Here is a 13763-nt window from a genome sequence, read left to right on the forward strand (position 1 = left end):
CCGGCGGGCGGACGGGCCCGGGGGTTCACTGCGAAGTCGGCGGGAGGCGGACGAGGCGGGAGGGATGCCCCGGGCGGCACGGACCGCCGGGGCGGAGCCGGCGCCCCGGACGGTCACACCGGCTCCCGCCGTCCGGGCGCCGCCGCGGTGGTCGCGGGGCCCGGTGGAGACGGGCCCGGTGGAGACGGGCCGGGTGGAGACGGGCCCGGGGGCGCCCGGCGGGCGGGCTCACGCCGTGGCGGCGACCGGCTGGGGGGCGCTCGGGGGCGGGCTCACGCCGTGGCGGCGACCGGCTCGGCGGGTGTGCGGTCCAGGAGGGGCATCACCTCGGAGGCGAACAGCTCCAGGCTGCGGAACGCCTCCGTGCCGCCCAGCCCGCCGAAGTCGGTCTGCCACAGCAGCACGTCGGCGGCCAGCCGCTCCTGGAACCGGCCGATCTGCTCCACCACGTGGGCCGGGGAGCCGACGAAGGCGGTGCCCGAGGAGCGCAGGTCCTTCGCGGTGAGGGTGCGGGCGATCCGGTTGAAACCGGTGTAGCCCTGGTAGTCGCTGGAGGTGGTGTCGTCCCAGCGGTTCAGGGCGGACGTCCACACCTTGAGGTACCGGTCCAGGTGGACGTCGGCGACGCGGCGGGCCTCCTGGTCCGTCTCCGCCACGAACAGCGGCAGGCTGGCCGCCACCCGGGGGGCCTCGCCGGCGCCCCGGCTGGCGGCGAAACTGTCCCGGTAGGAGGCGACCAGGGCGTCGTCGAAGGAGGTTCCGGAGGGCGTGATGAGCAGCCCGTGCCCCAGTTCCCCGATGCGTACGAAGCTCTCCGGGGACCGTACCGCGGCGATCCAGAACGGCGGCCGCGGCCGCTGCGTGGGCCGCGGCAGCACTGTGGCGTCCCGGAACGAGAAGAACGGGGTGTCGAGGGTGACCTGCTCCTCGGTGAGCAGCCGCCCGACGGCGTCGACGGTGGCCTCGAAGCGGGCCCGGCTGCCGTCCATGGGCACGCCGAGCGCCTCGAACTCGTAGGGCAGGTAGGCGCGGGCGAAGCCGATCTCCAGCCGCCCCTCGCTGAGGGCGTCCACCATCGCGATGCGGGAGGCCAGGTCGATGGGGTGGTGGAAGACGGGCAGCACGCATCCGGTCATCAGCCGGATCGACCTGGTCTGCGCGGCCACCGCGGAGAGGAACGCCAGGGGGCTGGGGCAGTAGCCGCCGTAGGGGTGGAGGTAGTGCTCGGTCATCTTGACGTAGTGCATGCCCGACTCGTCCGCGATCCGGGACATGCGCAGCACGTCCTGGAAGTACTCGGTGGCCGGCTTGGTGTCCGGGGCGGAGTCGGGCAGGAACGACACGCCGAAGCGCATGGTGGTCTCCAAAGTTCTCTCGGCACGGCGGGGTCGGAGCTGCCGCGTCCGGCCCGGTGGTGGGCGGCGGTGGCCGATCCGTCACCAGGGCTGCCACGGGTGCACGGTGGGGCAGGCACGGGGTGGAGCGGGCGGGTCGGTCGGGTGGGTGGGTGTCGGGGCACGGAGGCGACCGGGGGCGGCAGGGGCACGGGGCGGCCTGCGGCCGGCAGGAGCGCGGGGCACGGGCGGGCTGAGCACGGAGCGCGGGCGGGTGCGGCCGTCGGGAGTCAGGCCGTGCGGGCCCCGTCCTGCGGCCGTACCGTGGCGGCCCGCGCGACCGGCCGGCTCACCGGGTCGGCACCGGCGGCCGGGAGGCCTCCTCCACGGCGGAGCGCACCCGTTCCGGAAGCTCACGCTCCGCGAAGCCCGTCATGCGCTCCAGCCAGGTCTCCCCGAGCAGTTCGTCGGCGGCCTCGCTGACTCCGAAGCACAGGTAGTAGCGCTGGAGCGGGCTGATGCCCAGGCAGGTGAGCGCCGGATACAGGGTGTTGAGGACGAGGCGGTGCGCGGTCTGCCAGTACGGTTCCCGGAGCGTGATGCCGCTGTGGTGGGCCGCCGTGTGGAAGGCACTGGGCACCGGGCGGTCGTCGGTGGGCGCCGTGGTGGCGCCCAGTGCGCCCAGTGTCTCGTCGGTGACCAGACCGGACGCGGTGAACGCCTCGGCTGCCCCCCGGCAGCGGGCGAACGCCGTTGCCCAGTGGGCGAGCAGGGGCGTCTCGGGCGGTGCCGCGGAGGGCGCGGACGTCTGCGTCCCGGTGGCCGCGGCGGGCTCCGGACTCTCGGCGGCAGCGGTGGGTGACGGTGCCTCGGCCACGGCTGCGGCGAAGAACTCCCGGTCGCGCACGTACCGTTCGCGGAAGGCGGCCCGCAGGTCGGTACGCCGGCCCACCGCCGACATCACGCCCTCGGCGTGCGAACGGTAGGGCAGCGTGCCCACGCCCAGCCCGTACGGATGGCCGCGGGCGAGCAGGGCCAGCACCCGGGCCACCAGCCGCCGGACGTCCTCCTCGTGCGCGGCGGAGCCTCGCGCGCCGCTCGCCGGTCCGGTCGTCGCCCCGTCCGGCCCGAAACCGGGCGTTGCGGCGGGATCCGGTGCGGCGCCGACGCTGTGCAGCAGCGGGGACAGGAGATGGGAGGAGAGCTGGTCGCGGGCGTCCACCAGGGCGGGGGTCCAGCCCGGCGGGGGCTCGGTCTCCTCGTCCACCTCCACCAGCCCCTGCGCGCGCAGGGGCGGATAGGGCGGCGGTACGTTCTCCCAGCGGCCCAGTTCCGCGGCCCGCGCCCGGTAGTCCGCCTCGTCGGGGGCGGTCGCCGGCAGCGATCCGGCGGCCCGCGCGGCCAGCGCCGCGAAGTCGTCCAGACGTACGGTGTTGCTGGCCAGCGGGCGCAGCGTGATCCGCAGGTGGGAGCCGCCGAGCCAGCCCCGGCGCACATGCGCCAGCGGCACCCACTGCTGTGCCGTCAGTTCCCGGAGCGGGCCGGCCAGCAGGCGCAGCAGCGGCCGCGGGTCCGTCGAGTGGTCGTGGACCCGCACGATGCGGGTCCGTCCGGGCAGATCCACGCGAGACTCCTCCGGAAGGGCGCGGGGGGACCCCGGTGGACCTTGGTCCCCCCGCCGCGGTGAGCGGTCTTCGAGCCGGCCGGCGGCCGGCACACACATGAGCCCGGGCTGAGGACCGGACCGGAAGCGCCGTCAGTGACGGACGATCAGCAGCAGCAGCACGACGAGGACGAGGAGACGGAGACGGCGTCCAGCGCTGCGCCGTCGACCACGTCCTCCGCGTCGTCCACGAACTCCGCGCTGTTGATGATGATCGACGCGCCCATCTCGGGCAGCGCCACCGCGTCGTTCAGGTCGAGGACCTGCAGGTCCTCGAGGTCGAAGGCGGCGAACTCGGTCGCGGTCTGGCTCATGTCGCATGTTCCCTTCATGGGTGACTGTCGGATCCGCCCGCAGGAGTGCGTGGGCGGGCCCGGGAGCTTGCTCCGACCGGCGCGGGCCGCTGTCCGGCCTGCCCGTCCCTACGGACGGACCGCCGGGGACGTGCCCGGCGGCGGCGCGTCAGGACGGGCCGTCCGGCACGGGCCGGCGCCTCGGAGCGCTACTCATCGTGGTGACCCCGGAGCGCCGCGACAAGGCCCGCCCTGCGGCAGCAAACTGCGGATCACCGGCCGGATCTGCAGCTTGCTGCCAGAGCACCGGAAGGCGGCCCGAACCGCTGGACGCGGGTTGCCGTCCACCGGCATCGTCGGTCCGCGTACCCGGGCGCCGCCCGGCCGCCGTGCCAGGTGGCCGGGCCGCCCGCCCGCGCCGTACCCGTTCCCGCACCCCGTCGGTGCCCGTCTCCGCGCGGGGCGGGTGCGGTACGGCCGGGCCGGCCCGGCTCCGGGCGTCCCGCTACCGCGCGTACCGGCGGGCGTCCGCCCGGACCGGAACCGGCATCGCACCGACACGGACACCGACACCGACCGGACGGACGCCGCACCGGCACCCGCACCGCCGTTGCCGCCGGCGCCGGCCGGCGGACACCGCACCGGATCCGCCGGCCGCGACGCGCGGCGGACTCCGGCCGCAGCGACCGGCGTCCGGTGGCGCCGGTGGCGCTGCCGGACGCCGGTCCGACCGAAACGACTGAGGGAGCACGATGACCGAGGGCCACACCATCAGTGCACGGCCGGCCGGCCGTGCCGCGCACGGTACGGGGATGCCCGCGTGATCGCCGCGCGAGGGCTGGAGCGCACCTTCCCGAGCAGGTCCGGCAAGGTGGAGGCGGTCCGCGGGGTGGACCTGGACGTCGCCGAGGGCGAGGTGCTGGGCCTCCTCGGCCGCAACGGGGCCGGCAAGACGACCACGGTGCGGATGCTGACGACGCTGCTGGATCCGACCGCAGGCACGGCCAGGGTCGCCGGGCACGACGTGGTGACCGAGCGGCGCGAGGTGCGCAGGCGGATCGGTCTCGTCGGACAGGGCGGTGCCGCCGGAGGCGACCACCGGGTCGTCGACGAACTCCGCACCCAGGCCCGGCTGCACGGCCTGGGCCGGCGCGAGGCCGCCGCGCGCGCCGAGCGGATGTGCGCGGACTTCGGCCTGGAGGGCCTGGAGCTGCGCCTGGCCAAGACGCTGTCCGGCGGGCAGCGGCGCAGGCTGGACATCGCCCTGGGCCTGGTGTCCCGGCCGCTGGTCCTCTTCCTCGACGAGCCCACCGCCGGTCTGGACCCCACCAGCCGGGCCGCCGTGTGGGAGCACGTGCGCTCGCTGCGCACCGAACACGGCGTGACCGTCTTCCTCACCACGCACTACCTGGACGAGGCCGACCAGATCTGCGACCGGATCACCGTCGTCGACGAGGGCCGGGTCATCGCCGACGACACCCCGGAGGCGCTCAAGGACGCCACCGCGGGGGACACCGTGGTCATCGCCACCCCGCAGGTGGCCGAGGCCGCCGTCGCGGTGGCCCGCGCGGTGCCCGGGGGCCGGGTGGACCGGGCCGCGGACGCGGTGCAGGTGCGGGTCGTCGAGGCCCGCCGCCGGCTCGCCGACATCCTGCGGGAACTGGACCACGCGGGCGTCGACGTCGAGTCGGTCCTGGTCAAACGGCCGTCCCTGGACGACGTGTTCCTCGCCCTCACCGGACGCTCGATGCACGGGGAGCACCCGGAGCCGGGCGCGTCGCGCACCGCTCCCGCGACTCCGGCCGACGCCCCCGACAGCGCAGACACCACAGACACCGCAGACACGACAGGCACCACAGGCACGACAGGCACCTCAGGCACGTCAGGCACGACAGACCTCGCCGATCCGGTCGCCCCGGCCGACGCCGCGGCCCCCGCCGCGGGTACCGCCACCGGTGTGCCGGCGTCCGGCGCCAGACCCGCGCCCGCGTCCGGCGGGCCGCGGCCCGCCGCGGGTGCGGCGGGCCGGCCCGCGGCGGCCGGGACCGCCACGGCCACCCTCCGGGAGGACCAGTGACCCCCCAGCCCGTCAACGACGCCGTCGCGGTGTTCCAGCGCTCCCTGCGCTACACCCTCCGCAACCCCGCGTGGGTCGCCGTGGGTCTCATCCAGCCCGCGCTGTACCTGCTGTTCTTCGGGCCGCTGCTGCTCAAGCTGTCCAGCGGTCCGGGCTTCGACCACACCAACTCCTGGAGCGTCTTCGTCCCCGGACTCCTCGTCCAGCAGGCGATGTTCAGTTGCGTGTTCGTCGGGATCGGCATCCTCGGGGAGCGGCGGGCCGGCGTCCTGGACCGCATGCGGGTCAGCCCGGCCAGCAAGACCGCCCTGCTGGCCGGCCGGGTCGCCCGGGACGTCGTCGTCCTGCTGGTGCAGGCGAGCGTGCTGGTGCTGGGCGCGGTCGCGGTCGGGCTGCGCGCCTCCCTGCCCGGTGTGCTCCTCGCCGTCGTACTCGTCGGTGTCCTCGCCGCCGGCATGTCCTCGCTGTCCTACGGACTCGCCCTGCGCATGGGGCAGGAGGAGGCCTACAGCGGCGTGCTCAACGCCGTCACCCTGCCGGTGCTGCTGCTCTCCGGGATCCTGCTGCCGATGTCGCTGGCCCCGGGCTGGCTGGCGTGGATGTCCCGGGCCAATCCGCTCACGCACGTCGTGACCGCCGAACGCCACCTGTTCGCCGGTGACATCGACAGCGGCCGGGTCCTCCTGGGCGCCGGCCTCGCGGTGCTGCTGGTGCTGGTCGCCGGACGGTTCGGCATCCGCGCGATGCAGGAGACCGCCCGTTGAGCGCCCCGGCCGCCTCCGCGGCACCGCCGGCCGCCGCACCGCGGACCGCGCCCGCGCGCTGCGAGCCGCGCCGGCTGCGTCTGGACAACGGGCTGCGCGTCGTGGTCACCGAGGACCACGACGCGCCCGCGGTCGCCGTCGCCGTCACCTACGACGTGGGCTTCCGCTCCGAGCCCGAGGGAAGCAGCGGCTTCGCCCACCTCTTCGAACACCTGATGTTCGAGGGCAGTGCACGTGTCGGGCGCGGGCAGCACGCCCAGCTCGTCCAGGCCTCGGGCGGCGTCTTCAACGGCACCACCCACCGCGACCACACCGCCTACTACCAGGTGGTGCCCGCCGAGGCCCTGGAACGGGTGCTGTTCCTGGAGGCCGACCGGATGCGGGCCCCGCGCATCACCGAGGAGACCCTCGCCCACCAGATCGCCGTGGTGCGGGAGGAGGTGCGGCGCAACATCAGCGGCCGCCCCTACGGCGGCTTCCCCTGGGTGCAGCTCCCGCCCGCCGTCTTCACCACCTTCGCCAACACCCACAACGGATACGGCGACCTGGCCGACCTGGAGGCGAGCCGCCCCGACGACTTCGCCGCCTTCTTCGACACCTACTACGCCCCCGGCAACGCGGTCCTCACCGTGGTCGGCGCGGTCGACGCGGACGCCTGCCTGGAGCTGGTCGACCGCCACTTCGGCCCGCTGCCCGCCCGCCCCGTGCCGCGGCGCCCCGACTTCGGCGAGCCCGCGCCAGCCGCCGACCGGCTCGACACGCTCCCGGTAGCGGGACTGCCGCTGCCCGCTCTCGCCCTGGGCCTGCCGCTGCCCGACCCGGTCGCCGATCCGGACCGCTACCTGGCCGCCACCGTGCTCGGCGCGCTGCTCGGTGACGGCGAGAACTCGCTCCTGCACCGCACCGCCGTCCGCGAACGCCGGCTCGCCACGTTCGTGCACGCCGGCGCCGGGCTGACCGGAGTGCCCTGGGAGGCGCGCGATCCGGACGTGTTCGTGATCCGCGCCATGACACCGACCGAGCAGACCGCCGACGCGATCGGCGACGCCGCGTTCGAAGCGCTGGGCCGGCTCGCCCAGGACGGCCCCGACCCGGCAGCTCTCGCCCGGGCGGCCGCCCGGCTCGCCACCGAGCAGTACCTCGCCCTCGACCGGGTCGGCTCCCGCGCCCGTGCCCACGGCCGCTTCGAACTGCACCACGGGGACGCCGCCCTCGCCGACCGGCTCCCCGGCCGCCTGCCGCGGACCACCCCCCAGCAGATCGCCGAGGCCGCGGCCGCCCTGGCGGGCCGGCCCCGCCGCGGTGTCCTGCTGTGCCCGGCGCCCCACCACGGAGGCCGAGGATGACGACCGCTGCGGCAACCGGAGCCGCCACGCCCGATCACTCCCACCGCGCACCCGACGAGGCGCACCGCGGGCCCGGCCCTTCGCCCGTGGGCCTGCCCGCGCTCGGCGCCCCGCGCCCCGTGCCGCCGCCGGACGCCGCCACCCGGACCGCCGACAACGGCCTCAGGGTGGTCGCGGTGCGCCGTCCCGCCGTGCCGCTCGCCGAACTGCGGCTGCACATCCCGTGCGGCGGCGGCCCCGCCGCCCTGGGCGCCACCGCCGAGGTGCTGTCCGCCGGCCTGCTGGGCGGCACCGCCGGACCGCCCGCCCTCGACCGGACCGCCGTCGACGACCGCATCGCCGACGCCGGCGGACGGCTCACGGTGCGCGTCGACCCGGAGGGTCTCGAGGTGTCCGGCACGGTCCTCGCCGACGGACTGGACGCGGTGCTGGGCGTGCTGGGCCGCTGCCTGGCCGCCCCCGCCCTCGACCCGGCCGACGTCGCCGCCGAACGCACCCGCCTGCTGCGCCGTATCGAGGTGGCCCGCGGCGCGCCGCGCCACCTGGCCCGGGAGGCGCTGCTGCTGCGCGCCTTCGGCGACCACCCGATCACCCGGGAGACGCCGCGGGCCGAGCTGGTCGCCGCGGTGGAGACCGCGGCCGTGGCCCGCCTGGCCGCGGAACGCGTGGTCCCGCGCGGTGCCGTGCTGGTCCTCGTCGGCAGCGGCGACCCCGGTGCCGTCGCCGACAGCGCCTGCGCCGCACTCGCCGGCTGGCGCTCCGACCATGCCGTCACCCGGCCGACCGCGCCCCCGGCGCTGCGCACCGGTCCCCTGACCGTGGCGGCCCGGCCCGGTGCCCGGCAGGCGCAGATCCGGCTGGCCGCGGACGCCCCGCCGCGCACCGACCCGGACTACGAGGCCCTGGTGGTCGCCAACATGGTCCTCGGCGGCTACTTCTCCTCGCGGCTCGTCGGCGAGCTGCGGCAACGCCGCGGCTGGACCTACCAGGCGCAGTCCCACCTGTGGGAGCACGCCGGGCGACGCGCCTCGCTGCTGGTCGAGTTCGACACCGATCCGGAGAACGCCGCAGCAGCGCTGCGGGCGACGCACGAGCAGCTCGCCGCGGTCGCCGGCACCGCGCCGCCCACCGCGGAGGAGGTGTTCGCCGCCCGCTCCCACGCCGCGGGACTGACCGTGCTGTCGCTGTCCGGGCGGCGCGGTCTGGCCCGCCTGCTCGTCGCCCTCGACCGGGCCGGCCTCGACCACCGCTGGCTGCCGGGCCACCTGCACCGGCTGCGCACGGTCGACCCCGACGCCGTGCGGGCCGCCGCCCGCCGCCTCGCCCCGGACCGCTTCACCGGGGTGGTGGCCGGCGACCCCGCCGTGCTGGAACCGCAGACCGCGGGCCTGCCGGACGGCTGGGCCCCCGACTCCGGGCGGTCGGAGAACGCGTGACCGGACGGGACCCCGGTGCACGGTGCCGGTCCACGGCACCACCCGGGTACCCGTCGCGCGGGAGAACCCGGCGGGCGTGCGGGCGGGGCCCGGCGCGGGGACCGGCGGCGGGCTGACCCGTCGCCGGGTGACCGCGTACGGCCGGATGCCGGATACGGCAGGCCGCCGGGTAGGGCAGGCTGCCGGGTAGGGCAGGCTGCCCGTGTGCGACGGGGTGCCGGCATGCGGTCGGGTGCGGTTCCGGCGTACGGTCGCCGTCGGTTACGGGAGGGTGCGGGCCAGGGCTTCCAGGGGCCCGGACAGCATCCCGGAGAACGCGGACTCGGCGGCGCCCACGAGTACGGCGTCGTCGCCCAGTTCGCCCACGCGCAGCCGCAGTTGCTCGCGGGAGGCGGGGAGGGCGTGGCGGTTGATGCGGCTGCGGATCTGGGCGGCCGAGCCGAGGTACACGTCGCGGAGCGTGCCGCCGAAGACGACGGTCCGGGGGTTGAGGATGTTGACCAGGCCGGCGACGCCGACGCCGAGCCAGTCGCCGACGCGGTGCAGTGCGGCGCGGGCGCCGACGTCGCCCCGGTCGGCCGCCTCGACGACGGCGCGGACCGCGTCCCGTCCGGCGGCCGAGCCGTCCCGGCCGGCGGCCTCCAGCAGGGCGCGTTCGCCGGCTTCGGCTTCGAGGCAGCCGCGCGCACCGCAGTCGCAGGGGCGTCCGTCCTGCGGGTTGACGAGCATGTGGCCGATCTCGCCGCCGTAGCCGCGGTCGCCGGTGAGGAGTCGGTCGCCGGTGATGACACCGCCGCCGATGCCGATGTCGCCGTGCAGGTAGACCATGTCGCGGCTGCCGGTTCCGGCCCCGCGCAGGTGCTCGGCGAGGGCCCCGAGGTTTGCCTCGTTCTCGACCGCCACGGGCAGGCCCAGGCCGAGTCGGCGGGTCAGGCCGGCGCCGAAGTCCTCGTCCGCCCAGCCGACGCTGGGGGCGGAGTGGACGAGGCCGTCGGGGTGCCGGACCAGTCCGCGGACGCCCGCGCCGACGCCGACGCAGCAGGTGCCGGGGCGCGCCCCGGCCTGCAGTTTCCCGGACAGGCCGACGAGCGCGTCGGCCACCTCGTCGGCCCGGAGGTCGTCGCGCGGCCAGGAGATCTCCCGCCGGTCGAGGAAGACGCCGCCCAGTCCGATGCGTGCGGCGGCGAGCCGGTCCGCGCAGATGTCGAAGGCGAGGACGTACGCACGGTCGGACTCGGGCCGCACGACCAGGGAGGGGCGGCCTGCCCGGCCCGTGTCGCGGGGCAGTTCCTCCCGGACCAGGCCGACCGAGGCGAGTTCGCTGACCAGGCCCAGGATGGTGCTGCGGTTGAGTCCCATGCGCTCGGCGAGGACCGCCCGGGAGGTCGAACCCCCGAGGTGCACGTGGCGGAGCAGGGTGCCGAGGTTGTGCCGGCGGATCTCCTCCTGCGAGGGACCGGCTTTCATGCCGTCTGGACCTTCATCGTCGTACGCCGCGGCGGCGGGACAGTGCGTCCACGCCGGCGGCCACCAGCAGTACCGAACCGGTGACCGTGAACTTGACGCCAGAACTGTAGCCCATCAGGCCCATGCCGTTCTGGATCACCGCGACGACCATGCCGCCGAGTACGGCGTCGACGACTCGGCCCCGCCCGCCGAACAGGCTGGTTCCGCCGATCACGGCGGCACCGACCGCCAGCAGCAGCACGTTGCTGCCACCGGTGTTGGGGTCGACCGAGTTGCCGCGGGACGCGGCGATGATCCCGCCGACCGCGGCCAGGGACGAGCAGATGGCGAAGGCGCTGACGCGGACTGCGGCCACGTTGATGCCGGCCCGGCGGGCGGCTTCGGCGCTGCCGCCGACCGCGTAGATGTGCAGGCCGAAGGTGGTCCGCTGGAGGACGAAGGTACCGGCGACGAGCAGCGCGGCGATGACCGGCACCACGATGGGTACCCCCTTCAGCGAGTCGACGATGACGTTGCGGCTGCGCTCCTGGTTGAGGAGGTGGACGGCGACGGCGCCGAGGACGGTCAGCGCGCCGACCCGGACGGCGATCAGGGCGGGGGGCGCGGTGACGAGGCCGCGCCTGCTGCGGTTGTGGTTCTGCCGCAGTTGGATCGCCGCGTACACCGCGACCCCGGCGGCCAGCAGCGACCAGCCGAGTGCGGGGCTGAGGTTGTTGTTGGCGACGGCCAGGATCGTCTTGTCCCGGATGGAGATGTTGGTGCCCTCCTTGAGGAGCATCAGCACGACACCCTGGAAGCCGAGGAAGGCGGCCAGGGTGACCACGAAGGAGGGGATGCCGACCCTGGCCACGAGCACGCCGAGCAGCAGTCCGATGGCGATGCCGGTCAGGATGGCCGCCGCGACGGCGCCGTACCAGGGCCAGCCGTGGTCGGTGAGCAGGATGGCGAGGACGGCGGCGCAGACTCCGCTGGCGTATCCGGCGGACAGGTCGATCTCGCCGAGGAGGAGGACGAAGACCAGTCCCATGGCGATGGCGATGCTGCCCGCGCCCTGGGTGAGCAGGTTGGCGAAGTTGAGCTCGGACAGGAAGACCGGGCGCAGTGCCGCGAAGAACAGGCAGAGCACGATCAGGCCGAGGACGGCCGGCACGGCGCCCAGGTCCCCGCCCCGCAGTCGTTCCAGGTAGGTGCGGGCGACCGAGCGCAGGCTCGGGCTGCGGGCGGTGTCCTGCCCGACGGGGCGGTCCGGGTCTTCCGGCTTGTCGGGCTGCTCGGGGTGCTCGGAGGCGACGGCGGTGGTCATGCGGGGGCTCCGTTGGTGTGGGCGAGGCCGAGATCTCCGCTGCGGCCCGATGTGATGAGTTCGACGACCTGGGAGTGGGTCACGTCGGACGCCTTGACCTGGGCGGCCATGCGGCCCAGGTAGAGGGCGGCGATCCGGTCGGACACCGCGAAGACGTCGTTCATGTTGTGCGAGATGAGCACCACGGCGAGGCCGTTGTCGGCCAGCCGGCGGACGAGTTCGAGGACCTGCGCGGTCTGGGCGACACCGAGTGCGGCGGTCGGCTCGTCGAGGATGACGACCTTGCTGTTCCACAGCACGGCCTTGGCGATGGCCACGGTCTGCCGCTGGCCTCCGGAGAGGCTGGAGACCTGCTGGCGGACGGACTTGACGGTCCGTACGGAGAGACCTGCGAGGGTCTTGGCGGCCATCTCCTCCATCGTGGCGTCGTCCAGGACGATTCCGCGGCGCTTCTCCCGGCCGAGGAACATGTTCTGCACGATGTCGAGGTTGTCGCACAGCGCCAGGTCCTGGTAGACGATCTCGACGCCCAGGGCGGCCGCGTCGCGCGGGCTGTGCACATGGACCTCCTCGTCGGCGAACCAGTAGGTGCCGCCGTCGATCGGGTGGATCCCGCCGATGCACTTGACCAGGGTGGACTTGCCGGCGCCGTTGTCGCCGACGAGGGCGGTCACCTCGCCCGGGTGGATGTCGAAGGACACGTCGTGCAGGACCTGCACGGGTCCGAAGCTCTTGTCGATCCCGCGCAGTCGGAGGATCGGGGTCGCTGTCATGGAAGACCGCTCCTTGGGGTCGTGGTCCCGCGGGCCCCGGAGCGGGGATGCTCCGGGGCCCGCGGGCAGGCCGGGCGAACCGGCGGGCGATGAGGGCTACTTGATGCCGGCCGCCGTGCACAGGGCGGCGAACTTCCCCGTGCACAGTTCGTCCTTGCTGACGAATCCGTCGGCCACCACGTCCTTGACGTTGTCCTTGAAGATGGCCACCGGGGTCTCCAGGACCGCGGGCACCTTGCGCTTGCCCTCCGGGTCCTCGACGGTCGCGTTGGTCTCGCCCTTCTGGCCCTTGGCGAGGGACACGGCCAGCTTGGCGGTGGCGTCGGCCTCCTTCTTGACCGCCTTGTAGACGGTCATGCACTGGTCGCCGGCGAGGATGTTCTGCAGGCCCTGCACGGTGGCGTCCTGGCCGGTGACCGGCACCTTGCCGTTGCGGTTCTGCTTGCGCAGGACGGCGATGGCCGCGTTGCCGAGGCCGTCGTTGGCGGCCAGTACGCCGTCGATCCCGGGCTGGCTGGTGAGCATCTGCTCGAAGATCGTGCCGGCCTGGGCGTTGTCCCAGTCCGGCACCGACTGGTCGGGGCCCTTGATGTACTCGCCCGACTTGTACTTCGGGTCCAGGACGCCGTTGTAGCCCTTGGCGAAGAGGGTGGCGTTGTTGTCGGTGGGTGAGCCGTTGAGCGTGGCGATGGTGGGCTTCTCCACCTTCATGTCGGCCAGGCACTTGCTCAGGCCCTCGCCCTGCAGTCTGCCGACGGCGGTGTTGTCGAAGCTCACGTAGTACTGGGCGGAGCCTCCCAGGGTGAGCCGGTCGTAGTCGATGGTGGCGACGCCCTGGGACTTGGCCCGGTCCAGGACGGCCTTGCCGGTGCCGCTGTCCAGGTTGACGATGACCAGGACGTTGACCCCGTTGGTGATCATCTGGTCGGCGATGGTCTGGAACTGGCGCTTGTCGCCCTGCGCGTTCTGGATGTCGTAGTCGACGCCCGCCGCCTTGAACGCCGCGGAGAGGTACTTGCGGTCGGCCGTCTCCCAGCGCGCCGACGACTTGCTGTCCGGGAGGATCACGCCGATCTTCGGCTTCTTGCCGCCGGAGCCGGCGGTCGTGCTCGACGAGGAGCTGCCGCAGGCGGCGAGCGAGGCGACCATTGCCACGGAGGTGGCGGTGAGCAGGAGTCCCTTGCGCATGGGCAGGGTCCTTTCTGATGCTTACGGCCGGACGACCGGACGCAAGAGGGGCGTGTGGGAAGGGGGCCAGGAGGCGCGCGCTCCTACCGTTCGCCGGCTGTCGGGGGTCCGCTCCGGCT

The 13763-nt window shown here is 74.7% G+C and carries 11 protein-coding genes; 4 read left to right on the forward strand and 7 right to left on the reverse strand.

The features are described 5' to 3' along the window. Positions 1-272: 272 nt before the first annotated feature. The 3 genes from ACL02U_RS04125 to ACL02U_RS04135 form a co-directional block, all read right to left on the reverse strand. Entirely contained in the window at positions 273-1355 is a 1083-nt protein-coding gene (locus ACL02U_RS04125; protein ID WP_412789226.1) for an LLM class flavin-dependent oxidoreductase, read from the reverse strand. Between the two features lie 328 nt (positions 1356-1683). Next, positions 1684-2958 carry a hypothetical protein gene (locus tag ACL02U_RS04130; RefSeq protein ID WP_412789227.1) on the reverse strand — a complete coding sequence of 425 codons (1275 nt, stop codon included), beginning with the start codon at positions 2956-2958 and terminating at the stop codon, positions 1684-1686. Positions 2959-3104: 146 nt separating this feature from the next. After that, positions 3105-3311 (reverse strand): thiopeptide-type bacteriocin, encoded by a 207-nt coding sequence (locus ACL02U_RS04135; RefSeq protein ID WP_412789228.1) that lies wholly within the window; start codon positions 3309-3311, stop codon positions 3105-3107. Between the two features lie 799 nt (positions 3312-4110). Between ACL02U_RS04135 and ACL02U_RS04140 the strand changes: the two genes are divergently transcribed. From ACL02U_RS04140 to ACL02U_RS04155, 4 genes are read left to right on the forward strand one after another with little or no spacing between them, the layout of a single operon-like run. Next, the gene (locus tag ACL02U_RS04140; RefSeq protein WP_412789229.1) at positions 4111-5367 is read left to right on the forward strand and encodes an ATP-binding cassette domain-containing protein; all 1257 of its coding nucleotides are present in this window, start codon (positions 4111-4113) and stop codon (positions 5365-5367) included. After that, the gene (locus tag ACL02U_RS04145) at positions 5364-6131 is read left to right on the forward strand and encodes an ABC transporter permease (RefSeq protein ID WP_412789230.1); all 768 of its coding nucleotides are present in this window, start codon (positions 5364-5366) and stop codon (positions 6129-6131) included. Before ACL02U_RS04140 ends, ACL02U_RS04145 begins: the two co-directional genes overlap by 4 nt. Beyond that, positions 6128-7477 carry a M16 family metallopeptidase gene (locus ACL02U_RS04150; protein WP_412789231.1) on the forward strand — a complete coding sequence of 450 codons (1350 nt, stop codon included), beginning with the start codon at positions 6128-6130 and terminating at the stop codon, positions 7475-7477. Before ACL02U_RS04145 ends, ACL02U_RS04150 begins: the two co-directional genes overlap by 4 nt. Further along, positions 7474-8913 carry a M16 family metallopeptidase gene (locus ACL02U_RS04155; protein ID WP_412789232.1) on the forward strand — a complete coding sequence of 480 codons (1440 nt, stop codon included), beginning with the start codon at positions 7474-7476 and terminating at the stop codon, positions 8911-8913. The genes ACL02U_RS04150 and ACL02U_RS04155 overlap by 4 nt, the downstream gene beginning before the upstream one ends. A 261-nt stretch (positions 8914-9174) precedes the next feature. Here ACL02U_RS04155 and ACL02U_RS04160 read toward each other — a convergent pair whose 3' ends face one another. From ACL02U_RS04160 to ACL02U_RS04175, 4 genes are all read right to left on the reverse strand, one after another. Continuing rightward, positions 9175-10380, reverse strand: coding sequence for an ROK family protein (locus ACL02U_RS04160; RefSeq protein WP_412789233.1), 1206 nt, complete (start codon positions 10378-10380; stop codon positions 9175-9177). Between the two features lie 13 nt (positions 10381-10393). After that, a complete protein-coding gene (locus tag ACL02U_RS04165) occupies positions 10394-11683 on the reverse strand; it encodes a sugar ABC transporter permease (RefSeq protein WP_412789234.1) in 1290 nt (429 codons plus the stop codon). After that, entirely contained in the window at positions 11680-12456 is a 777-nt protein-coding gene (locus ACL02U_RS04170) for an ATP-binding cassette domain-containing protein (RefSeq protein WP_412789235.1), read from the reverse strand. Before ACL02U_RS04170 ends, ACL02U_RS04165 begins: the two co-directional genes overlap by 4 nt. Before the next feature lie 96 nt (positions 12457-12552). Beyond that, complete coding sequence (locus ACL02U_RS04175; RefSeq protein ID WP_412789236.1) at positions 12553-13644, reverse strand: sugar ABC transporter substrate-binding protein; 1092 nt, start codon at positions 13642-13644, stop codon at positions 12553-12555. Positions 13645-13763 lie beyond the last annotated feature (119 nt).

This window comes from Streptomyces sp. MS06, assembly GCF_047200655.1.
Classification (GTDB): Bacteria; Actinomycetota; Actinomycetes; order Streptomycetales; family Streptomycetaceae; genus Streptomyces.